The organism is Mycetocola sp. (assembly GCF_025464835.1).
Classification (GTDB): domain Bacteria; phylum Actinomycetota; class Actinomycetes; order Actinomycetales; family Microbacteriaceae; genus Mycetocola_A.
Window position 1 is genome coordinate 1 of sequence record NZ_JAODMP010000026.1, and the last position, 25,813, is coordinate 25,813.

Below are 25,813 nucleotides of genomic sequence, written 5' to 3' on the forward strand. Positions count from 1 at the left end.
CGCACTTGCCACACTGGAGCAGCCCGGACAGCAGATGGCGGCGCGGCGCGCGCCGCCCGGAGGCCTTCTTCGTCTGGAAGGTCGCCAAAATCTGGAGGTGCTGTTCCTCACTGATGATCGCCGGCCACGCTGCCCGGCCGGCGGGGACACCGTGATGGTCACGAATGCCCGCGATCCGCCCGGAGATCAGCACTGCCCGTAGCGTCGGCGTGCGCCACTCCTCCGCCCCGGACGTGGTCTGCACCTCCTGCGCGTTCAACCAAACGACAAGGGACCGGACCGACTCCCCCGCAAGGAAACGATCAACCTACACGCGGATGATTACCGCCTCGGACTCACGAACCGTCACCTTGTCGAACTCATACCCGAATGGGCGCTGCGAACCACCATTCGGCTTCCCCAGCTCAACGTTCTGCTGGATTTTCCGCTTGATCCGTGCCGACTTCCGGGCCGACTCGTTCACCGCCACCGCTGCGGTGATCCGCGCCACGAGCATCCCGTTATCGTTCCCGAAGTTGATATCCGAAGTGACCGTGGCCAACTGCTCCACCCCGGCCCGATCGCACAACTCAACGAACTGCTCCCACTCCATCGGTCGCCGGGTCAACCGATCCTGATGGTAAGCAATGACAGCGTCCCGCTTCCCAGCCTCAATATGGGCAAGCATCCGCGCGTACGCGGGTGTTTCCTTGCCCTTGCACGCAGAAAAGTCATTGTCGACGTATTCCTCCGCCACAACCCATCCGCGTTCTTCAGCGAGCTTCCGGCAGTCCTCGAGCTGGCGTTGCACGCCCAGCGCCTGCCCAGACTGATCGCTGGAAATGCGGGCATAGATCGCGGCAGATCGCACACGCTTCATAAGGGGTCATATTAGCGTTGCGTTAGTAACCTGGCCATGCTCTGCCCCAAACAGCATCGCCTCGAACACGACACCACCGGGAAGGCGGAACAGATCGGCGGGGGCAGCCTGCGTTGGACCTCTCCAAACGGACGCCGTTTCAGTCGATCAGGTCGTGGCGCACAATGATGGCCTCACGGCCGGGGCCGACACCGATCGCCGAGATCCGTGACCCGCTCATGGCCTCGAGCGCCAGCACATAGTCCTGCGCGTTCTTGGGCAGGTCCTCGAAGCGGCGGCAGCCGGAGATGTCCTGCTTCCAGCCGGGGAACTCTTCGTAGATGGGCGTCGCGTGGTGGAAGTCCGACTGCGACACGGGGATCTCGTCGTGGCGAACCCCGTCGACGTCATACGCGACACAGACCGGAATCGTGTCGAGCTCATCGAGGATGTCGAGCTTCGTCAGCACGAAGTCGGTCACACCGTTGATCCGGGCCGTGTAACGCGCGATCGGAGCGTCGTACCAGCCGACCCGGCGTGGGCGCCCGGTGGTCGTGCCGAATTCGAAGCCGCGGGAACGCAGGTGTTCACCGGATGCATCGAACAGCTCGGTGGGGAACGGTCCCGAACCCACTCGGGTCGTGTAGGCCTTGACGATCGCGATGATCCGGTCAAGCCGGTTCGGCGCGACGCCGGATCCGGTAGCAGCCCCGCCGGACGTCGCGTTCGACGACGTGACGAACGGGTAGGTTCCGTGGTCGACGTCGAGCATCGTCGCCTGGCCACCCTCGAACAGCACGATCTCGTTGCGCTCGAGCGCCTGGTGCAGTTCAAGGGCGGTGTCGGCCACCATCGGTCGCAACCGCTCGGTGTACGACAGCAGATCATCAACGATCTCGTCGGCGGAAATGGCACGGCGGTTGTAGATCTTGAGCAGCATGTGGTTCTTGACGTCGAGCGCACCCTCGACCTTCTGGCGCAGGATGTTCTCATCGAACAGGTCCTGGATCCGGATGCCGACACGGTTGATCTTGTCGGCATAAGCCGGCCCGATCCCCCGCCCCGTTGTCCCGATCTGACGCTTGCCGAGGAACCGCTCCGTCACCTTGTCGAGCGTGCGGTGATACTGCGTGATGACGTGTGCGTTGGCCGACACCTTGAGCCTGGAAACATCGACACCGCGGGCGCTCAGCGCCTCCAGTTCGTGGAACAGCACTTCGAGGTCGATGACGACACCGTTGGAGATGACGGGCGTGACTCCCGGCGTCAGGATGCCAGACGGCAGGAGGTGCAGCGCGTACTTCTCGTTGCCGACGACGACGGTGTGGCCGGCGTTGTTACCGCCGTTGAATTTGACGACATAGTCGATCCGGCTGCCGAGGAGGTCGGTTGCCTTTCCCTTGCCCTCGTCGCCCCACTGGGCGCCGACGATCACGATTGCTGGCATGGCGGATGCTCCTTCTTGGCGTGGAAAATAGTGTGACGCCGGCGGGTCGGCGACGGGTCGAGCTAGTCCTGCCCTCGAATGAAGAACACTTCAGTCGAGGGGGGCGGCTCAAGAGGCAGGCCCTCGGTTTCGATCCGCGCCGGCGCGGTCTCATCGGCGTCACGCAGGAAATCGGTGAGCCTGGTCACTTCGTCGCCCTCACCGATGGCATCCGCGGCGTTACGCAATGCGTACAGCGCACGAAGGAAGCCCTGGTTGGGTTCGTGCGACCAGGGCACAGGACCCTGACCCCGCCAACCGGCCTTGCGGAGCGCGTCGAGCCCGCGGTGGTAGCCCACCCGGGCATAGGCGTACGCGGCGATCGGGTGAGCCGAGTCGAACGAAGCCTCGGCGAGCCGGGCCCAGGCCAATGACGATGTGGGGTGTGCTGCCGCGACAGCGGCGATGTCATCGACCGTCGTTGAGCGGTCGAGTGCGTCGACGACCTCCGGCTCCGCCGGCAGGCGAGTCTCCGGCATTCCAAGCAGGTTGTCTCCAGTCACCTGTCCAGCCTAGCGCGTCACTCGATGCACGGGCGGCGGCCGGTTTTCCTAGACCGCGATGCCTCGGGCGCGGAGGAACGGGGCCGGGTCGGTGTGGTCGCCGTTCACATAGATCTTGACGTCGGCGTGACAGCCGGTGGCGACGCCGGTGTCTCCGACTTTGCCGACGAAGGCACCAGCGCTGACCTGGCTACCAACGCTTACACGCAGCGAACCGGACTGCATGTGCCCGTAGTAAGACTGGACCCCTCCACCGTGGTCGACGATCACCCGGTAGCCGAAGTCTCCGGCGTACCCGGCGTAGGAAACCCTGCCGGCGGTCACCGAACGCATCGGCGTGCCGCAGGCGTTGGCGAAGTCGATTCCGCTGTGGAACGAAACGGAGCAGCCGGTGCCGCCGCAGAGGATCGCGCGGGGACCGTACGACGAGCTGACCCGGCCCGGCAACGGACGCCACCAGCCCTGCGCCGACGGCTGGAAGTAGGTACCGGTCGCACCGGCGTTCGAGCCACCTCCACCGCCGCCGCCGCGGCTGGGGCTGGGGCTGCCACCGCCGCTTGCGTTCCGCTTGGCTGCGGCTGCTGCGGCGTCGGCGAGGGCTTTGGCCGCGGCTGCGCGTTCGCGTTCCTTCCGCTCCTCCTCGGCTTTCCTGGCGGCTTCGACGCCGGCGGCGTAGCCGGCTTCGACGGTCGCAGTCTCACCCTGGAGGAAAGACAACTGGCCGAGGAGTGTTTCCTCATGTTTTTCCTGCTCAGCCACAGCCGCGGCGGCTACCGCGGCGGCATCCTCTGCCGCGTTCAACTTCGCTTCGGAGTCTGCACGTGCTGCTTCGAGCACCGCGGCCGCGACCACAGCCTGTTCGCTGAGCGAGGTGACCTGATTCGCGTCCTGGCGGGCATCGTCAAGGAGCTGGGAGGACAGACCGGTCAGCTTGTCGATCGCCCCGAGCTTGTACAGCGTGTCATCAGCGTTCTCGGAGTCGACCAGCAGACTCGCGGTGACGTCGAATGTGTTCGTACGTCCCATTCGGGCAAACATCGTACCGGCCTGCTGGGCCGATTCGGCGGCTGTCGCGTGAGCGGTTTCGAGCTGGGTCTTCAGATCGGCGGAATTGTGCTCCGCCTGTTCCGCGACGAAGAGCGCGTCGTCATATTCCGTGGCTGCGGCGACAGCTGCCGTCTGGGCTGCGGCTGACGCGTCGCGAAGCGACTGGATCAGCGCCTTGACGGACTCGATCTGTGCTTGCTTGGCCGACTCGTTCGCCCGGGCGTTGGTTACGTCCTCCCAGCTCGGATAGGTCGTGGCGGCTGTGGCTGGCACGGTGATTCCGACCGCTCCCACGACGACCGCAAGAGAAACGGCCACGACAAGAGATCGAAAACGCAAACGCATCTCCTCATCGTGGCAGAAAGAAGAGGATTTGTCTGGAGGGCAAGGGTGAGTCGCCTACACCCAGAGCGGGTGCCCCTCGGCACCTGCTCCGGGTGTTTCCCTCTTAGAAAAGGTCCTTTTCAGCGAGCCAGTCGGAGGCGAGCGCGTCAGGAGACGCCTTCTCGTCGCCCTGGTTGCGGCCGTTGAGTTCGATGAGATCCTCTGTTGTGAGCTCGGCCGTGACGGCGTTCAGGACGTCCTTCACGGTGTCGGATGCCTTCTTCGAGTTGATGAGCGGCAGGACGTTCTGCGGGAGGATCATGTTCTCCGGGTCCTCCAGCGTCACAAAGCCGTTCTCCTTGATCGACGGGGTTGTCGAGTAGATGTCGGCGATGTTCACCGTGCCGTCGAGCAGCGCGGCCGTCGTGAGCGGTCCACCTGAGTCGCTGATCGGAACAAAGCTGATCTTCGCCGCGTCGACACCGTAGACGTCGGTCAGTCCCTTCGGCCCGTACGGGCGCTCAGCGAGCTCCGGGTTGCCGCCGACGATGAGCGGCACGTCGAGTCCGGCGAGGTCCGCGAGGCTGGTGACGTCGTTCCGCTCGCTGAATTCACTGGTGACGTTGTAACTGTCCTTGTCTTCGGCCTCCGACTGGTCGAGCACCTCGAAGCCGTCAGGCAGAGCATCCGGGAGCGCCGCGAAGACCTCTTCGCTTGATGCCGCCTCAGACTTCTCGTCGAAGAACTGGAGCAGGTTGCCGCTGTAATCGGGGACGAGATCGATCGAGCCGTCCTGCAGGGCCTCGATGTAGACGTCCCGCTGGCCGATCTGGCCGGCGAACTCGACGGTCACACCGTTGGCCTCAAGCGCCTGCGCGAAGATCTGGGCGATGATCTCCGACTCCGCGAATCCCGCCGAGCCGACGATGATCGTCTCCGCGTCCCCCGACGCCTCGTCTCCTGGCTCGAGAGGGTTGCCACCGGCAGCGCAACCGGTGAGGGCGAGCGCTGTGCCCGCGAGAACTGCGGCGGCCAGGCGGCCGCGTCGTGAAGAGAACATCGAATTTCCTTAATATGTTGGTGAAAGATCGCCGTTCAGGATGCCCTGGATGCAGCTGAAGCATTTCGGCCGTACGCGCGTTGCCTTCGGAGCGACGGGGTCGTTCGGATTGCCCGGACTCCGGCCGGGACGGTCAGTCGTTGGATCGAGATCAGGATTCCTTCGAGCACCAGCGCGAGGAGGGTGACAAGCAACGCTCCGACGAGCACCTTCGTGTAGTCGCGGACAGGGAGGGCATCAATTATGTACCGTCCAAGGCCGCCAAGCGAGATGTACGCGGCCACCGTTGCCGTCGCCACCACCTGCAGAACGGCCGATCGCACTCCTCCGATGATGAGCGGAAGGGCGAGCGGAATCTCGACTTTCCACAGGATCTGCCACTCGGTCATTCCCATCGACCGTGCGGCGTCCACTGTGCGTGGATCAACAGACTCGATGCCCGAGTATGCGCCGGCGAGCAACGGCGGGATCGCGAGCACGACGAGCACGATGATCGTCGGGATGAGGGCGAGCCGGATGCCGAATCCGAAGGCGATGGCGAGGAACGTCAGCAGCCCAAGGGTCGGGAGGGCTCGGAGCGCGCTGGTCGCCCCGATGGAGACGCCGCGGAACCGCCCGGTGTGGCCGATGTACAAGCCGAGGGTCACCGCGATGAGCACGGCGATGAGCACGGTCAACCCGGTGTATCCGAGGTGCTCGGCGAGCCGGGTCGGGATGCCGTCCGGGCCTGACCAGTGTGCAGGGTCGCCGATCCAGACGAAAGCCTCCGCGAAGGCGTTCATGCGGCGACGGCTTTCGTGCGTGCCGTCCTGGCGTTACGACGAGCCGCGGCGTCGACTCGCGCCCACGGTAGAAGTATCCGCCCGGCGAGCACGAGGAGCACGTCGAAGACCACGGCGATGAGTATCGTGCCGATGATGCCGACAAGGATCTCAGTCGCGAAGTTGCGCTGGTAACCGTTGGTGAAGAAATAACCGAGCCCTGACATACCGACGAGGGCGCCGAGAGTGACGAGGCTGACCGTACTCGTCGAGACGACGCGGAGCCCAGCCAGAAGAACGGGTCCGGCGAGCGGCAACTGGACCTGCCAGAACCTGCGCCAAGCACCGAAGCCGACGGCAGTAGCGGACTGGGTGACGTCCCCGGAGACCGCGTCGAAGGCATCCGTCGCCGTCCGCACCATCAGAGCGACCGCGTAGATGGTGAGGGTGACGATGAGGTTCGCCGGGTTGAGGATCCGGGTGCCGAGCACGGTCGGCATGGCCACGATGAGGGCGAGCGACGGAATCGTGTACAGCAGCCCGCACACGGTGAGCAACACGCCGCGGGACACCCGGTAGCGGTGGGCGAGCCAGCCGATCGGCACGGCGAGCAGGAACCCGAGGAGGATCGGCGGGATGCTGAGCAGGACGTGGTCGAGCGTCAGATCCCCGATCTGCCCGATGTTCGCCAGCACCCACGTCATGTGTGTGTGCCCTCGTTCAGTATGCCGGCGAGCCGGCCGGTTCCGTCGACCACGACCTGGCGGCCTGAGACCTCTTCGATCCGGAGCGCCCGCCGACCCCGGTCGGCGCCGATGAAGGTGTTCACGAAGTCGTCGGCGGGATCGGCGAGGATCTCGGCCGGGCTGCCGACCTGTGCGATCTGCCCGCCGGTTCTCAGCAGCACGACCTGATCGCCGAGCAGGAACGCCTCATCGATGTCGTGTGTCACGAAGACGATGGTCTTCGCGAGGTCTTTCTGGATCCGGACCAGCTCCTGCTGCAGTTCACTCCGGACGAGCGGGTCCACCGCCCCGAACGGCTCGTCCATCAGGAGGATATTGGGGTCGATAGCGAGACCCCGGGCGACGCCGACGCGTTGCTGCTGCCCGCCCGAGAGCTGGGAGGGGTACCGATCGGCCAGCGCGCGGTCCAGACCGACCGTGTCCATGAGGGTCAGTGCCTCAGCGCGCGCCTGGGCGCGTTTGACACCGGAGAGCAGCGGAACCGTGGCGATGTTGTCTGCGACGGTGCGGTGCGGGAGAAGTCCGGAGTTCTGCATGACATACCCGATGCGCCGGCGCAGCTTCACCGGTTCGAGAGTGGAGATGTCATCGCCGTCGATCGAAATACTGCCAGAAGTCGGGTCGACCATTCGGTTGATCATGCGCAGCAGTGTGGTCTTCCCTGAGCCGCTCGACCCCACCAGGACCGTCGTCGTGCGGGACGGAATGGTCAGGCTGAAGTCGGCGACGGCAAGCGTCCCGTCGGGGAACTTTTTCGATACCGCGTCGAATCTGATCATGGCGGACCCCTTGAGCTAAGCCGGTCGGGTGGCTTCGCATGATTTCAGCGTAGACAACGAAACGCCGAAGGCACCAGCGTTGCTAGGCGGGGCTCTGCTGGTGTAGAGCTACATGCCAGCTACCACCGCCGTACACGTACGTTGTCGACATGCGGAGTTCAACCGTCTCATCCCCGCGTGTGGCGACCGCCCGATAGGCGACGATCCCCGCACGTTCACCCAGCCTGACGATCGCGGGTTCGTGGATCTCATACGCATCCCACGGCACCATGCCGGCGAAGGACCTGGCGATATCGTCCCGGCCGATCGCCGCTCCTGGGACGATCATCAGGGCATCGCGGGTCATCGCCCGCGCGTAATGCTCACCGCCGCGGCCCTGCAGAATGGCCTTCCAGCCGGCGTGTTCCTCACGAAGAAGGATGGCGGGTAGATCGTCGGTGATCTCAGTCATGGCCTCACGCTACCCCCTTGAGGACGGTTCGCGGATGATCAGCTCTCTGTCTGAGGGAAGCTGACGTGTTGCATGACCCAGGCGTGCATGGCGACGGCGGCGGCCGCCGAGGCGTTGATCGACCGGGTTGAACCGAACTGGCTGATCTCGAGCACGGCGTCTGATGCGGCGATTGCCTCCGGCGAGAGCCCTGGGCCTTCCTGCCCGAATAGCATGAGGCAACGCTCCGGCAGCGTGAACGTTTCGATCAGCACGGATCCCGGCACGTTGTCGATCCCAAGGATCGGCAGGTTCTCAGCGCGTGCCCACTCGACCAGGCCCGCGACATCCGCGTGGTGAAGGACGTGCTGATAACGGTCGGTGACCATGGCGCCGCGCTTGTTCCAGCGCCGACGGCCGACGATGTGCACGGTGTCGGCTCCGAAGGCGTTCGCGGTTCGCACGATCGAGCCGATGTTCATGTCGTGTTGCCAGTTCTCGATGGCGACATGGAACGGATGCCGGTGCTCGTCGAGATCGGCAACGATCGCGTCGAGCTTCCAGTAGCGGTACCGGTCGATGACGTTGCGGGTGTCGCCGTGGATCAGCAGGTCCGGGTCGAAGTAGTCCTCTTCGGGCCAGTCTCCCTGCCACGGCCCGACGCCGTTCGTCGACAGCTCGTGACTGGGGTTGAGAGGGAGATCTGGCACCCTCCAACCCTAACCGCGCTGCGCACCCCGGGCCTCGCCCTCTCCCGGGGCACTCACCCGGCCCCTGTTCCCGTCGACGGTGACCAGCTGCCCGGTTGTGAGCACGGTCGTCGCTGTCCCGGTTCCCCTCACCGCCGGCAACCCGTGCTCCCTCGCGACGATGGCGGCGTGTGACCCGACGCCGCCGCTGTCGACGACGACGGCCGCCAGCGACACCATCGCCGCACCTCCTCCGCACCTCCTCCGCGCGTCCGAGCGTGACTCAGTCGTACACCGGAACGGAACGTGAAGGCTCTTTTCGGCGAACCGAAATGTTGCTATCGTTTCGGCATGCCGAAATCTTCGGGCGTCGTCATCGAGTCACGTCCCGGCCGCGTGGCAAAACCGCCGCGCCTGCTCTGGCTGCTCGGCCCAGCCCTCGTCGCCGGCGTCGCCTACCTCGACCCCGGCAACGTCGCCAGCAACATGACGGCGGGCGCCCAGTACGGCTACCTCCTCGTCTGGGTCGTGATCGCGGGCAACACGATGGCCTGGCTGATCCAGTATCTCTCCGCCAAGCTGGGCATCGTCACCGGCAAGAGCCTCCCCGAGATCCTCGGAGAACGGCTGCGCTCCCGGCCAGGGAGGCTCGCGTACTGGCTGCAGGCGGAACTCGTGGCGATGGCCACCGACCTCGCCGAAGTGATCGGCGGCGCCGTCGCCCTCTCCCTCCTCTTCGACCTGCCACTGCTCGTCGGAGGACTGATCACCGGGACGGTTTCGATGGTGATGCTCACCATCCAGTCCCGGCGCGGACCGCGCGCCTTCGAATTCGTCATCGCCACGCTCCTCGTCATCATCGCCGTTGGATTCAGCGCCGGCGTCTTCCTCAACCCTCCGGATGCCGGCGGCGTCGCCTCCGGCATCGTGCCCCGCTTCGAAGACACCAACTCGGTGCTGCTCGCGGCATCCATCCTCGGGGCGACGATCATGCCGCATGCGATCTACGCCCATTCAGCGCTCAGCCGTGACCGGTTCGCGGTCCGCGCTGCCGGCCTCACCACACGGCGACTGCTGACGGTCACCCGGTGGGATGTGTCGATCGCCATGGTGATCGCGGGCAGCGTCAACCTGGCCATCCTCCTCCTCGCTGCAACGAACCTCGCGGGGGTGCCCGGCACCGACAGCCTCGAGGGCGCTCACCGGGCACTCGAGTCCTCCATCGGGCCGGTCATCGCGACCCTCTTCGCGGTGGGTCTGCTGGCGTCAGGGCTTGCGTCGACATCCGTCGGCGCGTACGCGGGTGCCGAAATCATGCACGGGCTGCTCAAGGTCCGCATCCCCCTGCTCACCCGCCGTGTCATTTCGCTGATTCCAGCACTCGCGGTGCTTGGGCTCGGATTCGACCCGACCCTCGCCCTTGTGCTCAGTCAGGTTGTGCTGTCGTTCGGCATCCCATTCGCTCTCATCCCGCTCGTCGCGCTCACCGCTCGCTCGGCGGTGCTCGGCCGATTCGTGAACCGGTGGCAGACCACCGCAGCGGGGGTCGTGGCATCCGTGTTGCTCGTGTCGCTGAACGCGGTGCTCCTCGTGCTTCTTTTCACGGGCGCTCAGTAGCGCCGGTAGCGTTGGCATGCCATGAAACCGTCGAAACCCGTCGTCGAGGACTACCTGAAGACCATCTACGCGCACACCGAATGGCAGGCGGACGCGATCACGCCGTCTGCGCTCGCGACCCGGCTGGGACTGGCGCCGTCGACAGTCACCGAGATGGTGAAGAAACTTGCGGCGGCCGGCCTGGTCACCCACGTGCGTTACGGGGCGATCTCGCTCACTGAAGCGGGAGCCGCGGCGGCGGTCGCTGTGGTTCGGCGGCATCGGCTGGTCGAGACCTGGCTCGTGCAGGAGATGGGGTACGGCTGGGATGCGGTCCATGACGAAGCGGAAGTGCTCGAACATGCGATCAGTGACCGCCTGCTGGCGAGCATCGACGAGCGACTGGGGCACCCGGACCGGGACCCGCACGGCGACCCCATCCCGGCGGTCGACGGTTCGGTGCGACGGGAGCGGTCACTTCTGCTCGAGGATGCCGGCGACGGGCACACCGGGGTGGTGCTGCGGATCAGCGACCGTGACCCGTCGCTGCTGCGCGAGCTCGAGGCAGCCGGCATCGGTGTCGGCACGACCGTGTCTGTGCGCCCTGGCACCCTTGTCGTCGGATCGACCCTCGTGCCGCTGCCGGCGCCTGCCGGGGCGGCGATCTGGCTCAGCGCCTGAGGGTCGACCATCAGCCTAAACTGAGCGGTGAGCGAAGGAGTTGTGGCATGACAAGACGCGATGAAGTTGAGTGCTGGCTGACCGACATGGATGGTGTCCTGGTTCACGAGAACCGGCCGCTTCCGGGAGCAGCCGAGCTTCTGCAGCAGTGGCGCGACCAGGGCAAGCCCTACCTGGTGCTCACGAACAACTCGATCTTCACCCCGCGTGACCTCAGCGCGCGGCTGCGCGCGTCAGGGCTCGAAGTGCCTGAGGAATTCATCTGGACATCGGCTCTCGCCACCGCTGCTTTCCTCAAGGACCAGATGCCCGGCGGTTCCGCCTTCGTCATCGGCGAGGCGGGCCTCACCACAGCGCTGCACGAAGCCGGCTTCATCATGACCGAGACCGCCCCCGACTATGTCGTCGTCGGTGAGACGCGTAACTATTCCTTCGAGGCGATCACCAAGGCGATCCGGTTGATCAACAGTGGCGCCCGTTTCATCGCGACCAACCCGGATGCCACGGGCCCCAGTGCGGACGGCCCGTTGCCGGCCACCGGCGCCATCGCGGCGCTCATCACCAAAGCGACGGGCAAGGAACCGTACATCGTCGGCAAGCCGAACCCGATGATGTTCCGCTCGGCGCTCAACAAGATCGGTGCGCACTCCGAGAACACGGGCATGATCGGTGACCGGATGGACACGGATGTGGTGGCCGGAATCGAAGCCGGCTTGCACACCATCCTCGTCCTCACAGGCATAAGCGACGAGGTTGAGATCAAGAAGTACCCGTTCAGGCCCTCAGAGATCCTTGGCGGCGTGGTCGACCTGCTTGAACCCCATCCGATCGAGTCAGAGGTCGTTTAGACGACCTCTGACTCGGTGCCTCAGCCCTGCGGTGCGGCGACCGACCCGCTCAGCGGTTCACCGCTCGAGCGGCTGACGAAGCAGTAGTAGTTGCGCTGCCCGTCGGCCCATTGCTCTTCGGTCACCGGATATGTGCCCTGCACCTGAAGGTCTGAATACTCGTCCGCCGCATCGGGGTCGAGGACTCCGGGCGCGCTGCACCAGAGCGATATCCGATCGAGGATCTCGCCCTCGCCGGGGTACTCGGCTGCAGGATCCTCCGCCACCGGCGCGGTGAAGACCATCTGAACCGCGTGCGGGTCCTCGCAGTCGACAACCGTGAAGGTCTCTGCCCACGGCGTCGAGTACGGGTCGATGCATTCGCCCCCACCGAGAGCGGTCCAATCCTGTTCTCCGACGGATGCAGGGCCAACAGGCGCGGCCGGTGTCGTCGGCGTGGCTGTTCCGGTCGGCGTCGTCGACGCGGTCGGCGTCGGTGCTGGGCCGGCGAGCAGCGCGGGAAGCTGTGAACCGAGGAAGAACAGTCCGCCAAGAACGAGAAGGGCCACGACCCCGATCGCCGCGAGGATCACTGGACGAGGTGCCCGTGCCGCTGCCGGGCGCGCCGGCCGGAGAGGGCGCCGTGCGGGCTTGGCCGCGGGTGGAGGAACGACCGGCGACGGTGTGCTGGTGAAGGTTCGGCGGCGCGGCCCTGCTTTCCCGGACGCGGCGGCCGGTGCGACGGCCGGCTCGGGCGGAGAGAACTCGTGCTCTTTCTCCGAGGAGCGCACCGGTTGCGCGTGGGATTGATCACCGGTCGTTCTGCTGGGCGAAGTGGAGGGGCCTGCCGATGCCTCGTCGGGATCGGTGGCTTCGTCTGACCGGTGAACCAGCGGATCCAGCTGGTCGTTCGCGGTCAGCTTCCAGCTGAAGTTGTCGAGGTCTTCGGTCTCGTATCCGGAGTTGTTCTGTGCGTCGTTCCCTCGATCGCCGTCGAGGTTCCCCTGTGCGGATGCATCTGGTTTCGGTTCGGGATGCACGGCCGGCACCTCAAACGCCGAAGTCGGAAGAAGGTCCGCTTTCCCGTCGGCCGGTTCGGGTTCGTCGAGCTCCTCCACGACGTGGTCACGGGCCGAACGCGGTGTGTACAGCGACGGTTCCGCAGTCGGAATGAGCCCGGTCTCGGCCTCGTCCTCGAGCTCGTTCTCCGGTTGCCGATCCAGGGAGGGATCGTCCGCGTCGCCCGGCACCATCGGGGTCCAGGCGGGTTCCGGGGTGAACGCCGGTTCAGGCAGGAATGCGGTCTCCGGTTCGATCGGCGGTTGCGTGTTCTCCGCACGCCGGGGCTCGAACTGCGCTGGTTCGGGCAGAAGAGGCTCGACATCTTCGACGTTCGCGGCCGTGTCGACGCTCCCGGTCTTCTCGACGTGGTGCTCCGGTCGCGGTTCCGGGTTCACCAGTGCGTCAGCGGCGATCAGCTTCTCACGCCACCAGGCGAGCACAGAGCTGTTTCCTGCCCGGCCGCCGTCGACCGGGGAACCGCCGCCCGCGCCCTCCTGAGGGGCCTGCCGAATGTCGAACTGGCCGGTCGGCGCGGCGTCGATCTGTGAGGCCAGCCAGTCGGCTCCGACGACTTCGCCCTCGCCGGTCGGCGGGTCGACCGGGGTCTCAGCGTCGCCCTGTGGCCGGCGGGTTTCGTCGGACACTACTCGAGCCCCAGATCGGACAGGCCGATCGCCGCGAAGTACGGGTACCCGGCGGCCTCGATGATCTCCCTGGCTCCCGTGTTCCGATCGACGACGACAGCGACACCGGCGATCTCCGCTCCGACCTTCTTGAGCGCCTCGATGGCGGCGAGAGGCGAACCGCCGGTCGTCGAGGTGTCCTCGAGCACGATGACCCGCTTCCCGGCGAGCTCCGGGCCCTCGACCTGCTTGCCCCGGCCGTGGTCCTTGGGCTCTTTGCGCACCACGAACGCGTCGTAGGCGAGGCCGCGAGCGGCGCCCTGGTGCAGGACGGCGGCAGCGACGGGGTCCGCCCCCATGGTCATGCCGCCGACGGCGACCACATCAGGGACATCGGAGATCAAATCGATCATGACCTGCCCGATCAGCGGGGCGACGCGGTGGTCGAGGCTGACCCGGCGGAGGTCGACGTAGTACGTCGCCTTCTTGCCACTGGTCAGGGTGAAGTCTCCGTGGAACACGGCATCCGCCGTGATGTATTCGATTAGTTGCTTGCGCGCGTCGGTCACTCTCGCAAGTTTAGCGATGCGCGCTTGGAGCGGCGAATGCCGCGACCCGAGGCTCGCGGCATCCGCATCATCCTCTGTCGCCTTGATTCCAATCCGGGGAGGCGACGGATGTCGCCGGACACCTCAATATTGAACCCTTCCGTCGCCGACGCCCTGCAACGCGGAGCCGAGGCGCTGCAGAGGGCGCACGCCCCGGTGGATGACCCGGCTCCGTTCACATCGCCGCGCTGGGTGTAACCCGAATCGGCGCATAACTCCCGCTCGCCCGCATGAGAACAAGCGGAACCGGCCTCCGCGGGCCGGCTTCGCTCGTTCTGGCGGAATTGCGCGCGCCAGGACTCAGTCGTGCTCGGGGAACCCGAGGTCCAGGCCGCCGTGGCTCGGGTCGAGCCAGCGACTCGTGACCGCCTTCTCGCGGGTGAAGAACTCGATCCCGTGCGGGCCGTACGCCTTCGCGTCACCGAACATCGAGTGCTTCCAACCGCCGAAGGAGTGGTACGCAACCGGCACCGGAATCGGTACGTTGATGCCGACCATGCCGACGGTCACCTCACGCTGGAAGCGGCGGGCGGCACCTCCGTCGTTGGTGAAGATCGCCGTGCCGTTGCCGTACGGGCTGTCGTTGATGATCTCGAGCCCTTCGGCGTAGCTGGAGACCCGGACGACCGAGAGGACCGGACCGAAGATCTCGTCGCTGTACACGGTCGAGGAGGTCGGCACATGGTCGAGCAGGGTCGGCCCGAACCAGAATCCGCCGTCCTCCCCGTTGACCTCCGGGTTCCGGCCGTCGACGACGACCGTCGCACCGTCTGAGTTCGCGACATCGACATAGGAGGCCACCTTGTTCCGGTGCACCTCGGTGATGAGCGGTCCCATGTCGCAGCCGCGACGTCCGTCGCCTGTCGTGAGCGACGACATCCGGGAGGCGATGCGGGAGACCAGGTCGTCTGCGATCGTGTCGACCGCCACGAGCACGCTGATCGCCATGCAGCGTTCTCCGGCCGATCCGAAGCCGGCGTTCACAGCGGCGTCGGCGGCGAGGTCGAGGTCCGCGTCCGGCAGCACGAGCATGTGGTTCTTCGCACCGCCGAGGGCCTGGACCCGTTTGCCGTTCTTCGCCGCTGTCTCGTAGATGTAGCGGGCGATCGGGGTGGACCCGACGAACGACACCGACTGGATGACGGGGTGCTCGAGGATCGCGTCGACCGCTTCCTTGTCACCGTGCACAACATTGAAAACGCCGTCGGGCAGGCCGGCCTCCTTGAGCAGCTCAGCCATCCAGACGGCAGCGGACGGGTCCTTCTCGCTCGGCTTGAGCACGACGGTGTTACCGGCAGCGAGAGCGAGCGGAAAGAACCACAGCGGCACCATCGCCGGGAAGTTGAACGGGCTGATGATCCCGACGACGCCGAGCGGCTGTTTGAGCGTGTACACGTCGACGCCGGTCGAGACGTTCTCGGAGTACTCCCCCTTCAGCAGCTGCGGGATGCTGGTGGCGAAGTCGACGACTTCGAGGCCGCGCGCGATCTCTCCGCCGGCATCCGACAACACCTTGCCGTGTTCGGAGGTGAGGATCGCGGCCAGTTCGCCTTTGCGGGAGTTGAGCAACTCGCGGAACGAGAAGAGCACGGCCTGTCGCTTGGACAGGGAGGACGCGCTCCAGCCGGGGAAAGCGGCGGCGGCGGCCTGGACTGCGGTGTCGACGTCGGCGACACCGCCGAGGCGGACTTCCTTCTGCACGACGCCGGTGGCCGGGTTGAAGACCGGACCGGTGCGGGTGGACGTGCCCTCAGCGATCGCGCCGCCGATGAAGTGGTTGATGTAGGTGGTCATGTGTGTCCTCCCTGGACAGTGGTGAAGACGGCGTCGTAGGCCGCGAGGGCCTCGGTGACCTCGTCGTCGGTGACGGTGCACGGGGGCACCACATGGATCCTGTTGTCCTGCACGAACGGCAGCAGGCCGCGCCCGACGAGCGCTGCCTTGATCTGCCCCATGGTTGCGGCGGGGAGCGGTTCCCTGGTCCCCGGGTCGGCGACGAGCTCCATCGCCCAGAACACGCCTTCTCCGCGCACCTCGCCGATCAGTTCGTGTTTTTCGGCCAGGGCGGCGAGGCCCGGGCCGATGGCGTCGCGGCCGATGCGGGCGGCGTTCTCGACGATGCCCTCATCGGCCATCGCGTCGAGCGCCCCGACGATCGAAGCCATGGCGAGCGGATGCCCCGAGTAGGTCAGCCCGCCAGGGAACACGGTCTCGTCGAAGTCGGCGGCGATTGCGTCAGGGATGATCACGCCGCCAGCGGGGACGTACCCCGAGTTCACTCCCTTGGCGAAGGTGATGAGGTCGGGCACCACGTCGTAGCCCTCAAAGGCGAACCATCGGCCGGTTCGGCCGAACCCGGCCATCACCTCATCGAGGACAAGCAGGATGCCGTACCGGTCGCAGAGTGCCCGGACCCCGGCGAGATACCCGGGCGGTGGCACGAGAATCCCCGCGGTGCCGGGAACGGATTCGAGCACGATCGCCGCGATGCTTGCCGGCCCTTCGGCCTGGATCACCCGTTCGAGGTGGTGCAGGGCGCGTTCGGACTCCTCGGCGGGCGTCGTCGCCCAGAACTCTGAGCGATAGAGGTATGGTCCGAAGAAGTGCACGTGCCCTCGCGCGTACTCGTTCGGTACGCGGCGCCAGTCCCCCGTGGCCACGATGGCTGCGCCGGTGTTGCCGTGGTACGACCGGTAGGTCGACAGGATCTTGTCCCGCCCGGTGTGGAGGCGGGCCATCCGGATCGCGTTCTCGTTGGCATCCGCTCCCCCGTTGGTGAAGAACACTTTGTGGAAGCCGTCTGGAGCCAGATCGGTGATGCGTCTCGCTGCTTCGCCCCTGGTGAGATTCGCTGTCGATGGCGCGATGGTGGTGAGCTGGTCGGCCTGCGCTTTGATGGCGGCGATCACCGCGGGATGCTGGTGGCCGATATTCACGTTGACGAGCTGGCTGGAGAAGTCGAGGTATTGGGTACCCTCGAAGTCCCAGACGCGGGTGCCGAGCCCGCCGGCCAGGACAAGCGGCTTGAGCGAGCCCTGCGCCGACCACGAATGGAAGACGTGGGTGCGGTCGAGGTCGAGCGCCTGCTGGTTTGTGTCGGACGTGAGCGTGAGTGTCACGGCATCTCCTTTGGTGCGTGGATTGTGTTGCGTGTATTGCTGGTGGGTGCCCAGGGCGGCCGGTCGGGCCGCCCTGGGCCTGCGATGCTAGTTGCCGCCCTCGTTGAGGGCGACCTCGATGGGTTCGAAGTCGTCGCCCGAGGTGTCGACGCCGTCCTCCTTCAGCTCATCGAGTGCCTTCTGGACGTACTCGTTCGAGTACGCCGTCTCCGGCGGCTCCGTGGTGATGATGGTCGCGCCGGTCTCGTTCTGGGTCCCGAGGGCGATCGCGACGGTCCTCACCCACGCGTCCTCATCAATCAGGCCGACTCCGTTCGTCGACGGCCAGATCAGCTTGTTGACCTCGTTGGTCATCCAGAGCTGGTGGCTCTCTCCGAGGGTGGAACCGGATGCCGTGACGATCGCCGCTGCTTCTTCCGGGTTGTCCTTCGCGTAGACCCAGCCTTTGATCGACGCCTTGATGAATTTCACTGTGGTGTCGGCGTAGTCCTCGTCGTCAAGCTTTCCAGCGTCGGCCCAGATGGCGTCCTGGAGCATCGCCGTTCCGACGTCGTTCCAGTTGATGACGTTCAACTCGTCGGGCTGGTACAGCTCGCCGGTCGCTGGGTTCGTGGTTTCCAGGACCTGCGCGTACTCGTTGTAGGTCATCGCTTGAGCTGCATCGATGTCGCCGGCCAGGAATCCGTTCATGTCGAACGCCTGCTGGACGAGGTTGATGTCGTCGAGGCCGACCCCATCTTTCTGCATTCCGGCGAAGAGCTCCCATTCGTTGCCGTAACCCCAGCTGCCCACGTTCTTGCCGGCGAGGTCTGCCGGTTCGGTGATGTTCTTGTCCGTGAACGAGATTTGCGTGGTGGCTGACCGTTCGAAGATCTGGGCGACATTCGTGATGTTCGCACCCTGTTCGATGGAACCGAGGACCTTGGGGACCCAGGAGATCGCGTAGTCGGCGTCTCCTGCGGCAAGGACGTCCTGCGGCACGATGTCGGCGCCACCCTCGAGGATTTCGACGTCGAGGCCTTCATCCTCGTAGTAGCCCTGGTCGAGCGCCGCGTAGTACCCGGCGAACTGGGCCTGCGCGAACCACTGGAGTTGGAGCTTGACCGGGGTCAGTCCGCCCGAATCCGTGTCGCTGCCATTCGACGAACCGCCGGTCGAACAACCGGTCAGAACGAGTGCGCTTGCCGCGGCGATCGCGCCGACCCCGAGGGCAAGCCGTTTGCTGTGTTTCATACTTCCTCCTTCTGGTTCTCTGCCTGTGGTGCTGGTGGTGTTTCGACCGCGGAACGGACGCTCATGGGGTCGGTCTGTGCCGGGAAACGAGTTTCTCGAGGCCGAGGGTGACCAAGTAAAAGACGAGGCCGACGAGAATCGAGCCGAGCACGTAAGCCCACGCAAGCGAATAGTTACTGCTCGATGCCGCCGAGGTGATCGATTTGCCCAGGCCGCCGACCGGACCGCCGAAGTACTCGGCGATGAGCGCCGAGATGACGGCGAGGCTCGACGCGATCCGAAGCCCGGTGAAGATGAACGGCAGCGCGCTCGGCAGAGTGACGTTTCTCGCCGTCTGGACCCCGGATGCCGCGTAGACGTGCATCAGTTCCCGGTGCACCGGCCGGACCTGCCGGAAGCCGCGGAGGGAGTTGAGGTACACCGGTATGAAGACGGCGATGGCCGCGATGATCTGTCGTGCCGTCTCGGCGCCTGCCCCGTACATCGTGTACAGCACCGGGGCCAACGCCACGATCGGGATCACCGCGAGCGCAGCGACGATCGGGACACTGAGTTCGTCGAGCACCGCCCAGACAGCCGCGAGGGTGGCGAGGAGCACACCGGCAACGGCGCCGAGAACGAGCCCGACCAGGGCGTTCCACCCGGTCACGGCGCTCGCCGTCCAGACATTGTCGATGTTGCCGAAGAACTGGTCGGCGATCGCCACAGGGCCTGGCAGTACGAACGGCTTGATCTCCAGGGCGACAACCGCGAGTTGCCACAGGGCGAGAACGGCGACGCCGAGCAGGAGCGGCGCGACCACCATCCTCGCCGAGATGAAATGTAGTCTCATCGGATATCTACCCCCCGCGCGTTGCCCGAGTCGGGGGTGCCGTGCAGGCTCTCACGCACCGCGCTGACCCCGTCGAAGAACGCAGTGTCCTCACGGATGTGTTCGCTGCGGTCGTCCGGCCCGCCCAGCCGGATCGGCAGGACCGAGCGGATGCGCCCCGGTCGCGGCGACATCACGACCACCCGGTCGGAGAGGAACACCGCTTCGGGGATCGAGTGAGTGACGAAGACGACGGCGGCCCGGGTGTCGGCGCAGATTCGGATGAGCTCGTTCTGCATGCGCTCCCTCGTCATCTCGTCGAGCGCACCGAACGGTTCGTCCATGAGCAGGAGGTTGGGGCTCTCGGCGAGGGCGCGGGCGATGGCCACGCGCTGCTGCATGCCGCCGGAGAGCTGGTCGGGGTAGTTGTCGCCGAAGTCGACGAGGCCGACGAGTTCGAGCAGTTCGGTCGACCGTGACCTGCGTTCGGCCGTGCCAACCTTATGCAGCTCGAGCGGTAACTCGATGTTCGCCCGCACCGTCCGCCATGGCAGGAGTCCAGCCTGCTGGAACGCAATGCCGTAGTCCTGGTCGATCCGGGCCTTCCTGGCCGTCTTGCCGAACACCTCGATCGTGCCGGCGGAGGGCTGGTCGAGGTCGGCGATGAGCCGGAGCAGTGTCGACTTGCCGCACCCCGACGGCCCGATCAGCGAGACGAACTCGCCAGGCGCGACGGTGAGGTCGACCGACTCGAGCGCGGTCACCGCTGCCTTCTTCTTGATCGAGAAGATCCGACTGACCCCGGTCACGTTCACTGCGTGGGCGTCGGTCACGGGGAGGGAGTCCTTCCTGGTCATGCGGGAACCTCTGCTCGGCGGAAGCGGCGGAGGGTGAGGCCGATCAGGGAGACCAGGCCGGCGGCCAGGAGGCCGACGAGGACGGCGCCGAAGATCGGAGCCCAGGGCTTGCCCGGGTCGCCGCCGGCTGCCGCGGCGAACTCGACCACCATCCGCCCGAGCCCCCCGCGCAAACCGATCGACACTTCGGCGACGACGGTGCCGATCACGGCGCTGGCGGCGGCGAGCCGGAGAGCGGGCAGGAGATACGGGACACTGGCAGGAAGACGCAGCCGGAGAAGAGTCCTCCACCAGCCAGCCGCATAGCTGTGCAGAAGTTCGACGTGGTTGGTGTCTGGCGATTCAAGGCCGCGGAGTGCGCCGATGGAGATGGGGAAGAACGCGAGATAGGAGGCGATCAGCGCCACAGACATCCAGTTCTCCCAGGAGAACTCACCGATCTCGAGAGCGGACCCCCACCGTCGGACAAGCGGCGCAATGGCGATCAGTGGCACGGTTTGGCTGAGGATGATCCACGGCAGGACCGCCTGCTCAGCGCTGCGGAACCGCTGCATCAGCAGCGCGAGAAGCATCCCGACGACGACGGCGACAAGCCAGCCGACCCCGGCGACCCCGAGCGTGAACGCCGACGCCTGCAGCACGGCGGACCACATCGGCGGTGACCCTGCAGCCGAGGTGACCGGCTCGAACAGCCGCTCGAACATCACCCAGATGTGCGGCATGGCGAGGTCGGTGGTGCGGGGAAGCACCGTGACCCCGCCGACAACCACGCCCTCTGCCGGGCCGAGGAACGTGTACAGTTCCCAGACGCCAGCGAGGAGCGCGACGCCGAGCAGGCCGAAGCCGATACGCCGCCACCAGCTCGAGCCCGTCGTCATGCCGTCGCCACGATCTTTTCCTTCAGCGCGGGGATGACGGTTTCGCCGTAGACCCGCAGGGTTTCTTCCTTGTTGTCGTGCTGCAGGTAGCCGGCGAACTGGTCGACTCCGATGCTCTTCAGCTCTTCCAGTTTTGCGATGTGGTCGCTCGCGCTGCCGATCAGGCAGAACCGGTCGACGATCTCATCGGGCACGAACCTGGTGTGGGTGTTTCCCGCTTTGCCGTGTTCGTTGTAGTCATACGATTCGCGGCCCTGGATGTAGTCGGTGAGCGCCTTCGGGACCGCGCCGCCCGTCCCATATTTGGCAACGATGTCTGCCACGTGGTTGCCGACCATTCCGCCGAACCAGCGGCACTGGTCGCGCATGTGCTCCACGTCGTCGCCGATGTACATCGGTGCAGCGACACAGAATCTGATCGACATCGGGTCGCGACCCGCCTGCTCCGCGGCATCCCGGACCGTTTTGATCATCCACTGTGCGATGTCGATGTCTGCCAGCTGCAGGATGAACCCGTCGCCCACTTCACCGGTGAGTTTGAGCGCGAGCGGACCGTACGCCGCCACCCAGACGTCGAGCTTCGAGCCGACACTCCACGGGAACTGCACGGTCGCCCCGTTATATTCGACGGGGCGTGAGTTGGCCAGCTCCCGAATGACGCGGATCGATTCGCGGAGCGTTTTGAGGTTCGACGGTGCACCGTTGGTCGCGCGCACCGCAGAATCACCGCGGCCGATGCCACAGATCGTCCGGTTGCCGTACATCTCGTTGAGAGTGGCGTAGGTGGATGCCGTCACCGTCCAGTCCCGGGTCGCCGGGTTGGTGACCATGGGGCCGACGGTGATCCGCTTCGTCTCGGCGAGGATCTGGCTGTAGATGACGTACGGTTCCTGCCATAGCAGGTGCGAGTCGAACGTCCAGACGTGGCTGAACCCGTACTGCTCGGCGAGTTTCGCGAGGTGCACGGTTCTCGAGGCGGGCGGGTTGGTTTGGAGTACTGCTCCGAAGTCCATGGATGCCCCTAGATCAGGTACTGACTGAGACCACGGGGAACATATTTTCCGTCTCCTTTGGCCCCCACGTACGAGTTGTCGTCGACGATGACCTTGCCGCGCGAGAGCACTGTGTCGACGTGGCCGTCGATCTCGTATCCCTCGTACGCCGAGTAGTCCATGTTCATGTGATGCGTCTTGCCCACCCCGATGGAGGTGTGGCCGTTCGGGTCGTAGATCACGAGGTCTCCGTCGGCTCCCGGCTGGATGACACCCTTCTTGCCGTACATGCCGAACATGCGGGCAGGAGTCGTCGAGGTGACTTCCACCCACCGTTCGAGTGAGATCTTCTTGTCGACGACGCCCTGATAGAGCAGGTCCATCCGGTGTTCGACCCCACCGATCCCGTTCGGTATCTTCGAGAAGTTGCCGAGTCCCATGTCCTTCTGCCCCTTCATACAGAACGGGCAGTGGTCGGTGGAGACCATCTGGATGTCGTTCGTCCTGAGGCTTCGCCACATGTGGTGCTGGTGCCCTTCGGCCTTCGACCGCAACGGCGTCGAGCACACCCACTTGGCGCCCTCGAAGTCGCCCCACTCCTCGCTTGTGGCACCGAGCTGGTCCTCCAGGGAGAGGTAGAGGTACTGCGGGCAGGTTTCGCCGAACACGTTCTGCCCTTTGTCGCGGGCCATGGCGATCTGTTCGACCGCCTGCTTCGCGCTCACATGGACGACGTAGAGCGGGGCGCCGGTGAGGTTGGCGAGCATGATCGCGCGGTGGGTGGCCTCCTCCTCCGCCTGCCAGGGGCGGGTGATTCCGTGGTAATACGGCGTCGTGTTGCCGGCAGCAAGCGACTGTTGCACGAGAAGGTCGATGACGCTCCCGTTCTCGGCGTGCATCATGATCATCGATCCGTTGTCGCTTGCCCGCTGCATCGCCTTGACGATCTGGCCGTCGTCGGAGAGGAAGACGCCCTTGTACGCCATGAACAGCTTGAAGCTCGATACACCCTCTCTCACGAGCTCGTCCATGGCTGTCAGCGACGCGTCCTGCACGTCGCTGAGGATCTGGTGGAAGCCGTAATCGATGGCGCAATTGCCCCGAGCCTTGTCGTGCCACAGGGCGAACTGGTCGAGCACCTGCTCACCGGCGTACTGCACGACGAAGTCGACGATGCTCGTGGTGCCGCCGTGGGCGGCCGCCCTTGTACCGGTCTCGAAGGTGTCGCTGGCTTCGGTGCCGCCGAACGGCATCTGCATGTGGGTGTGTGCGTCGATGCCGCCGGGGATGACATATTTGCCCTGGGCGTCGACCACCGTGTCCACGTTGTTCTCGACGTCGAAGCCGAGCAGGTTCGAACCGGGCGCGAGCACCGCAGCGATCGTCTCGCCGTCGATGAGGACATCCGCAGCAGCGGAGCCCGTCGAGTTCACGACGGTGCCGTTCTTGATGAGGGTTTTCATGGTTGCTCCTCGTCGGGATCCGGCTACGGCTTCGTGATGGACGCGTAGGAGTCCGGCCGGCGATCCCGGTAGAACTGCCAGTCGTCACGAACCTGCTTGATCATGTCGAGATCCAGATCGCGGATGACCAGTTCCTCGTGTTCGGCGCTTCCGCGTTCGCCGACGAAGTTGCCCTGCGGGTTCACGAACTGGCTGGTGCCGTAGAAGGTGACGGCGAGCGCCCCGTATTCGTTGTCTTCGGTTCCGACGCGGTTGGGAGCGGCGACGAAGTATCCGTTGGCGGCCGCTGCGGTGGCCTGCTCGAGGTCCCAGAGACGGTTCGACAGGCCGGGCTTCGTGGCGTTGGGGTTGAACACGATCTGGGCGCCGTTGAGGCCGAGTTCGCGCCAGCCCTCCGGGAAGTGCCGGTCGTAGCAGATGTACACGCCGATCGGCCCGACGGCCGTGTCGAACACCGGGTACCCCAGGTTGCCCGGGCGGAAGTAGAACTTCTCGTAGAACTTTTCGAGGTGCGGGATGTGGTGCTTGCGGTATTTGCCGAGGATCGTGCCGTCCGAGTCGACGACGACGGCGGTGTTGTAGTACACCCCTGGCATGTCTTCCTCGTAGATCGGGAGGATCATCACGAGGCCCAGTTCCTTGGCGAGGGCGGCGAAGCGCTGGACGATGGGTCCGTCCGCCGGTTCGGCGTAGTCGTAATACTTCTTGTCCTCGGTGATCCCGAAGTACGGGCCGTAGAACAACTCCTGGAAGCAGATGACCTGCGCTCCCTGCCGTGCGGCATCCCGAGCGAACTGTTCGTGTTTCGCGAGCATCGATTCTTTGTCGCCGGTCCAGGTGGTCTGGGTGATCGCGGCGCGGACTGCCGTCATATCTAGCCTCCGTATCGTCATTGAGCGGTGGGCGCTTCTGGCCGTCGGTCCTGTTTCGGTTCTGCCGATTCCATACTCAGGCCGAGAGCTGGTTAGCTGTTCCGCTCATTTGTTATTATTCGAGCTGAACATTTCTCCATTGTTTCCCTCTATGACGCTTTCGTAAATACCCAATCTGGGATTCCCGCAGGAAGGCCGAGCATGAACCCCGCGTACGGCGATCTCATCGACGACCGCTCGCCGCGGGGAATCGCCGAGTCGATCGCTCGGCTGATCACCACGGGCGTGCTCGCTCCTGGCGATCGGCTGCCCACCGTCCGCGAGCTCGGCGCCGAACTCGGTGTCAGCCCGGCGACGGTGAGCGCGGCCTGGCGCGCCATGGGAAGCGTGGGACTCATCGTGTCTCGCGGTCGCAGCGGGAGCTTCGTCCGGGCCAGTCCTGTTCCCTGGCTCACGCCGCGGGTCCAGACGATGGCCGGGCACATGGGCGAATCCCGGCTCGACCTCTCTCGCGGCGCTCCCGATCCCCTTCTGCTGCCGGACCTCACGCTGGCGCTCAGCCGTGTCTCCCAGTCCGCAGACACCTTCAGCTACCAGGAGCTGCCGGTGATCCCGCCGCTCCTCGAACACCTGCGGGCGGCGTGGCCGTACGAGGTCGAGGCGATCACTGTCGTCGACGGGGCGCTCGACGCGCTCTCCCGATCGCTCGAGCAGGTGATCAGGTTCGGGGATCGGGTGATTGTGGAGGACCCGTCCTTCCCTCCGTTCTTCGACCTGCTTGATCAGCTCGGCGCCGTGCGCATCCCCGTGCCAGTGGACGCCGAAGGACTCGACCCTGCAGCACTCCGGCGGGCGCTGGCGCTCGGACCGGCCGCCTTGATCCTTCAGCCTCGAGCGCAGAACCCGACGGGGATCTCGATGACCGTGGATCGCGCTGGAGTACTCGCCAGGATCATCAGTTCCAGCCGCCACGCGGCAGACATGATCGTGATCGAGGACGACCACTCAGCGGGGATCAGTGCGTCGACCGAGGTGAGCCTGGGCGGGTGGCTGCCTGAACGGGTTATGCACATCCGCAGCTACTCCAAGTCACACGGCCCTGACCTCAGGATCGCGGCGCTCGGCGGTCCGGAGAGACTCATCAACCAGGTCGTCGCCCGGCGCATGCTCGGGCCCGGCTGGACCAGCAGAATGGTCCAGACGATCCTGTATGAGCTGCTCACCAGCCCGGATGCTGTCAACAGCGTGGCCGCCGCCCGTAGCGTCTACCACTCCAGGCAGCGACAGTTTGCCGAGGCTCGGCGGGCGACCGGCTTCGCAGCGCCGCAGACGGACGGTCTCAACACGTGGATCGAGGTCGCCGACGAGCGCCAGGCGCTCGTGCACCTGGCCGCGTCAGGCATCCGGGTGACCGCCGGCTCCCCCTACCTTTCCGGCCCGGCGAATCGCCAGTTCGTGCGGGTCACCGTTGGGATGCTGCGCGACGATTTCCGTGAGGTCTGCTCCGCCATCGCCGCTGTGGCCCCTG

Annotated in this window: 26 protein-coding genes and 1 pseudogene; 4 read left to right on the plus strand and 23 right to left on the minus strand. The window is 65.6% G+C overall.

The annotated features are described in order from the left end of the window. The 12 genes and pseudogenes from JWP90_RS03555 to JWP90_RS03610 all read right to left on the minus strand — a co-directional run. Positions 1–259, minus strand: a pseudogene (locus tag JWP90_RS03555) (hypothetical protein); the annotation flags it as partial. Positions 260–307: 48 nt separating this feature from the next. Beyond that, on the minus strand, positions 308–859 hold the full coding sequence (locus tag JWP90_RS03560) for a recombinase family protein (protein ID WP_297359724.1): 552 nt from the start codon (positions 857–859) through the stop codon (positions 308–310). 139 nt (positions 860–998) lie between these two features. Continuing rightward, positions 999–2,285: an adenylosuccinate synthase gene (locus JWP90_RS03565; RefSeq protein WP_297359727.1), complete on the minus strand. Its 1,287-nt coding sequence runs from the start codon at positions 2,283–2,285 to the stop codon at positions 999–1,001. 62 nt (positions 2,286–2,347) lie between these two features. Beyond that, positions 2,348–2,827: a DUF3151 domain-containing protein gene (locus tag JWP90_RS03570; protein WP_297359730.1), complete on the minus strand. Its 480-nt coding sequence runs from the start codon at positions 2,825–2,827 to the stop codon at positions 2,348–2,350. Between the two features lie 48 nt (positions 2,828–2,875). Beyond that, positions 2,876–4,192, minus strand: coding sequence for a peptidoglycan DD-metalloendopeptidase family protein (locus tag JWP90_RS03575; RefSeq protein WP_297359733.1), 1,317 nt, complete (start codon positions 4,190–4,192; stop codon positions 2,876–2,878). A 130-nt stretch (positions 4,193–4,322) separates the two neighbouring features. Beyond that, entirely contained in the window at positions 4,323–5,258 is a 936-nt protein-coding gene (locus JWP90_RS03580) for an ABC transporter substrate-binding protein (RefSeq protein ID WP_297359736.1), read from the minus strand. A gap of 35 nt (positions 5,259–5,293) precedes the next feature. Further along, the gene (locus JWP90_RS03585; protein ID WP_297359739.1) at positions 5,294–6,040 is read right to left on the minus strand and encodes an ABC transporter permease; all 747 of its coding nucleotides are present in this window, start codon (positions 6,038–6,040) and stop codon (positions 5,294–5,296) included. Beyond that, on the minus strand, positions 6,037–6,723 hold the full coding sequence (locus JWP90_RS03590; protein ID WP_297359742.1) for an ABC transporter permease: 687 nt from the start codon (positions 6,721–6,723) through the stop codon (positions 6,037–6,039). The genes JWP90_RS03585 and JWP90_RS03590 overlap by 4 nt, the downstream gene beginning before the upstream one ends. Further along, positions 6,720–7,544 carry an ABC transporter ATP-binding protein gene (locus JWP90_RS03595; protein ID WP_297359745.1) on the minus strand — a complete coding sequence of 275 codons (825 nt, stop codon included), beginning with the start codon at positions 7,542–7,544 and terminating at the stop codon, positions 6,720–6,722. Before JWP90_RS03595 ends, JWP90_RS03590 begins: the two co-directional genes overlap by 4 nt. An 82-nt stretch (positions 7,545–7,626) precedes the next feature. After that, on the minus strand, positions 7,627–7,995 hold the full coding sequence (locus tag JWP90_RS03600; RefSeq protein WP_297359748.1) for a nuclear transport factor 2 family protein: 369 nt from the start codon (positions 7,993–7,995) through the stop codon (positions 7,627–7,629). Between the two features lie 38 nt (positions 7,996–8,033). Beyond that, positions 8,034–8,684, minus strand: coding sequence for a TrmH family RNA methyltransferase (locus JWP90_RS03605; RefSeq protein ID WP_297359751.1), 651 nt, complete (start codon positions 8,682–8,684; stop codon positions 8,034–8,036). 9 nt (positions 8,685–8,693) lie between these two features. Beyond that, on the minus strand, positions 8,694–8,903 hold the full coding sequence (locus JWP90_RS03610) for a PEP-utilizing enzyme (RefSeq protein ID WP_297359754.1): 210 nt from the start codon (positions 8,901–8,903) through the stop codon (positions 8,694–8,696). Positions 8,904–9,014: 111 nt separating this feature from the next. On the opposite strand from JWP90_RS03610, the gene JWP90_RS03615 reads away from it, so the two are divergent. From JWP90_RS03615 to JWP90_RS03625, 3 genes are read left to right on the plus strand one after another with little or no spacing between them, the layout of a single operon-like run. Then, positions 9,015–10,280 (plus strand): Nramp family divalent metal transporter, encoded by a 1,266-nt coding sequence (locus JWP90_RS03615; protein WP_297359758.1) that lies wholly within the window; start codon positions 9,015–9,017, stop codon positions 10,278–10,280. Positions 10,281–10,301: 21 nt separating this feature from the next. Further along, the gene (locus tag JWP90_RS03620; protein WP_297359761.1) at positions 10,302–10,940 is read left to right on the plus strand and encodes a metal-dependent transcriptional regulator; all 639 of its coding nucleotides are present in this window, start codon (positions 10,302–10,304) and stop codon (positions 10,938–10,940) included. Between the two features lie 47 nt (positions 10,941–10,987). Continuing rightward, on the plus strand, positions 10,988–11,788 hold the full coding sequence (locus JWP90_RS03625) for an HAD-IIA family hydrolase (RefSeq protein WP_297359763.1): 801 nt from the start codon (positions 10,988–10,990) through the stop codon (positions 11,786–11,788). Positions 11,789–11,808: 20 nt separating this feature from the next. Here the strand turns inward: JWP90_RS03625 and JWP90_RS03630 are convergent, their stop codons facing one another. From JWP90_RS03630 to JWP90_RS03680, 11 genes are all read right to left on the minus strand, one after another. Continuing rightward, complete coding sequence (locus JWP90_RS03630) at positions 11,809–13,473, minus strand: hypothetical protein (protein ID WP_297359766.1); 1,665 nt, start codon at positions 13,471–13,473, stop codon at positions 11,809–11,811. Then, positions 13,473–14,021, minus strand: coding sequence for an orotate phosphoribosyltransferase (gene pyrE, locus JWP90_RS03635; protein ID WP_297359769.1), 549 nt, complete (start codon positions 14,019–14,021; stop codon positions 13,473–13,475). Before pyrE ends, JWP90_RS03630 begins: the two co-directional genes overlap by 1 nt. A 339-nt stretch (positions 14,022–14,360) precedes the next feature. Beyond that, positions 14,361–15,854: a CoA-acylating methylmalonate-semialdehyde dehydrogenase gene (locus JWP90_RS03640; protein ID WP_297359772.1), complete on the minus strand. Its 1,494-nt coding sequence runs from the start codon at positions 15,852–15,854 to the stop codon at positions 14,361–14,363. After that, entirely contained in the window at positions 15,851–17,179 is a 1,329-nt protein-coding gene (locus JWP90_RS03645; RefSeq protein WP_297359774.1) for an aspartate aminotransferase family protein, read from the minus strand. The genes JWP90_RS03640 and JWP90_RS03645 overlap by 4 nt, the downstream gene beginning before the upstream one ends. Before the next feature lie 87 nt (positions 17,180–17,266). Beyond that, a complete protein-coding gene (locus JWP90_RS03650; protein ID WP_297359775.1) occupies positions 17,267–18,412 on the minus strand; it encodes an ABC transporter substrate-binding protein in 1,146 nt (381 codons plus the stop codon). A 61-nt stretch (positions 18,413–18,473) separates the two neighbouring features. Continuing rightward, entirely contained in the window at positions 18,474–19,244 is a 771-nt protein-coding gene (locus JWP90_RS03655; protein WP_297359777.1) for an ABC transporter permease, read from the minus strand. Beyond that, positions 19,241–20,080, minus strand: a complete 840-nt coding sequence (locus JWP90_RS03660) for an ABC transporter ATP-binding protein (RefSeq protein ID WP_297359781.1) — start codon at positions 20,078–20,080, stop codon at positions 19,241–19,243. The genes JWP90_RS03655 and JWP90_RS03660 overlap by 4 nt, the downstream gene beginning before the upstream one ends. After that, complete coding sequence (locus tag JWP90_RS03665; RefSeq protein WP_297359784.1) at positions 20,077–20,958, minus strand: ABC transporter permease; 882 nt, start codon at positions 20,956–20,958, stop codon at positions 20,077–20,079. The genes JWP90_RS03660 and JWP90_RS03665 overlap by 4 nt, the downstream gene beginning before the upstream one ends. After that, a complete protein-coding gene (locus JWP90_RS03670; RefSeq protein WP_297359787.1) occupies positions 20,955–21,971 on the minus strand; it encodes a TIGR03842 family LLM class F420-dependent oxidoreductase in 1,017 nt (338 codons plus the stop codon). Before JWP90_RS03670 ends, JWP90_RS03665 begins: the two co-directional genes overlap by 4 nt. An 8-nt stretch (positions 21,972–21,979) precedes the next feature. Further along, positions 21,980–23,413: a dihydropyrimidinase gene (gene hydA / locus JWP90_RS03675; protein ID WP_297359790.1), complete on the minus strand. Its 1,434-nt coding sequence runs from the start codon at positions 23,411–23,413 to the stop codon at positions 21,980–21,982. Positions 23,414–23,436: 23 nt separating this feature from the next. Continuing rightward, positions 23,437–24,285, minus strand: coding sequence for a nitrilase-related carbon-nitrogen hydrolase (locus JWP90_RS03680; protein WP_297359793.1), 849 nt, complete (start codon positions 24,283–24,285; stop codon positions 23,437–23,439). A 201-nt stretch (positions 24,286–24,486) separates the two neighbouring features. Here JWP90_RS03680 and JWP90_RS03685 point away from each other — a divergent pair. Beyond that, positions 24,487–25,813, plus strand: a 1,327-nt coding sequence (locus tag JWP90_RS03685) for an aminotransferase class I/II-fold pyridoxal phosphate-dependent enzyme (protein ID WP_297359795.1), incomplete at its 3' end; no start/stop codon positions are given.

Bases quoted from the DNA above. Each gene is read 5' to 3' on its own strand.
- JWP90_RS03560 (WP_297359724.1), bottom strand. From the start codon at position 859: ATGAAGCGTGTGCGATCTGCCGCGATCTATGCCCGCATTTCCAGCGAT.
- JWP90_RS03565 (WP_297359727.1), bottom strand. From the start codon at position 2,285: ATGCCAGCAATCGTGATCGTCGGCGCCCAGTGGGGCGACGAGGGCAAG.
- JWP90_RS03580 (WP_297359736.1), bottom strand. From the start codon at position 5,258: ATGTTCTCTTCACGACGCGGCCGCCTGGCCGCCGCAGTTCTCGCGGGC.
- JWP90_RS03585 (WP_297359739.1), bottom strand. From the start codon at position 6,040: ATGAACGCCTTCGCGGAGGCTTTCGTCTGGATCGGCGACCCTGCACAC.
- JWP90_RS03590 (WP_297359742.1), bottom strand. From the start codon at position 6,723: ATGACGTGGGTGCTGGCGAACATCGGGCAGATCGGGGATCTGACGCTC.
- JWP90_RS03595 (WP_297359745.1), bottom strand. From the start codon at position 7,544: ATGATCAGATTCGACGCGGTATCGAAAAAGTTCCCCGACGGGACGCTT.
- JWP90_RS03600 (WP_297359748.1), bottom strand. From the start codon at position 7,995: ATGACTGAGATCACCGACGATCTACCCGCCATCCTTCTTCGTGAGGAA.
- JWP90_RS03610 (WP_297359754.1), bottom strand. From the start codon at position 8,903: ATGGTGTCGCTGGCGGCCGTCGTCGTCGACAGCGGCGGCGTCGGGTCA.
- JWP90_RS03615 (WP_297359758.1), top strand. From the start codon at position 9,015: ATGCCGAAATCTTCGGGCGTCGTCATCGAGTCACGTCCCGGCCGCGTG.
- JWP90_RS03620 (WP_297359761.1), top strand. From the start codon at position 10,302: ATGAAACCGTCGAAACCCGTCGTCGAGGACTACCTGAAGACCATCTAC.
- JWP90_RS03625 (WP_297359763.1), top strand. From the start codon at position 10,988: ATGACAAGACGCGATGAAGTTGAGTGCTGGCTGACCGACATGGATGGT.
- JWP90_RS03640 (WP_297359772.1), bottom strand. From the start codon at position 15,854: ATGACCACCTACATCAACCACTTCATCGGCGGCGCGATCGCTGAGGGC.
- JWP90_RS03650 (WP_297359775.1), bottom strand. From the start codon at position 18,412: ATGAAACACAGCAAACGGCTTGCCCTCGGGGTCGGCGCGATCGCCGCG.
- JWP90_RS03655 (WP_297359777.1), bottom strand. From the start codon at position 19,244: ATGAGACTACATTTCATCTCGGCGAGGATGGTGGTCGCGCCGCTCCTG.
- JWP90_RS03660 (WP_297359781.1), bottom strand. From the start codon at position 20,080: ATGACCAGGAAGGACTCCCTCCCCGTGACCGACGCCCACGCAGTGAAC.
- JWP90_RS03665 (WP_297359784.1), bottom strand. From the start codon at position 20,958: ATGACGACGGGCTCGAGCTGGTGGCGGCGTATCGGCTTCGGCCTGCTC.
- JWP90_RS03670 (WP_297359787.1), bottom strand. From the start codon at position 21,971: ATGGACTTCGGAGCAGTACTCCAAACCAACCCGCCCGCCTCGAGAACC.
- hydA (WP_297359790.1), bottom strand. From the start codon at position 23,413: ATGAAAACCCTCATCAAGAACGGCACCGTCGTGAACTCGACGGGCTCC.
- JWP90_RS03680 (WP_297359793.1), bottom strand. From the start codon at position 24,285: ATGACGGCAGTCCGCGCCGCGATCACCCAGACCACCTGGACCGGCGAC.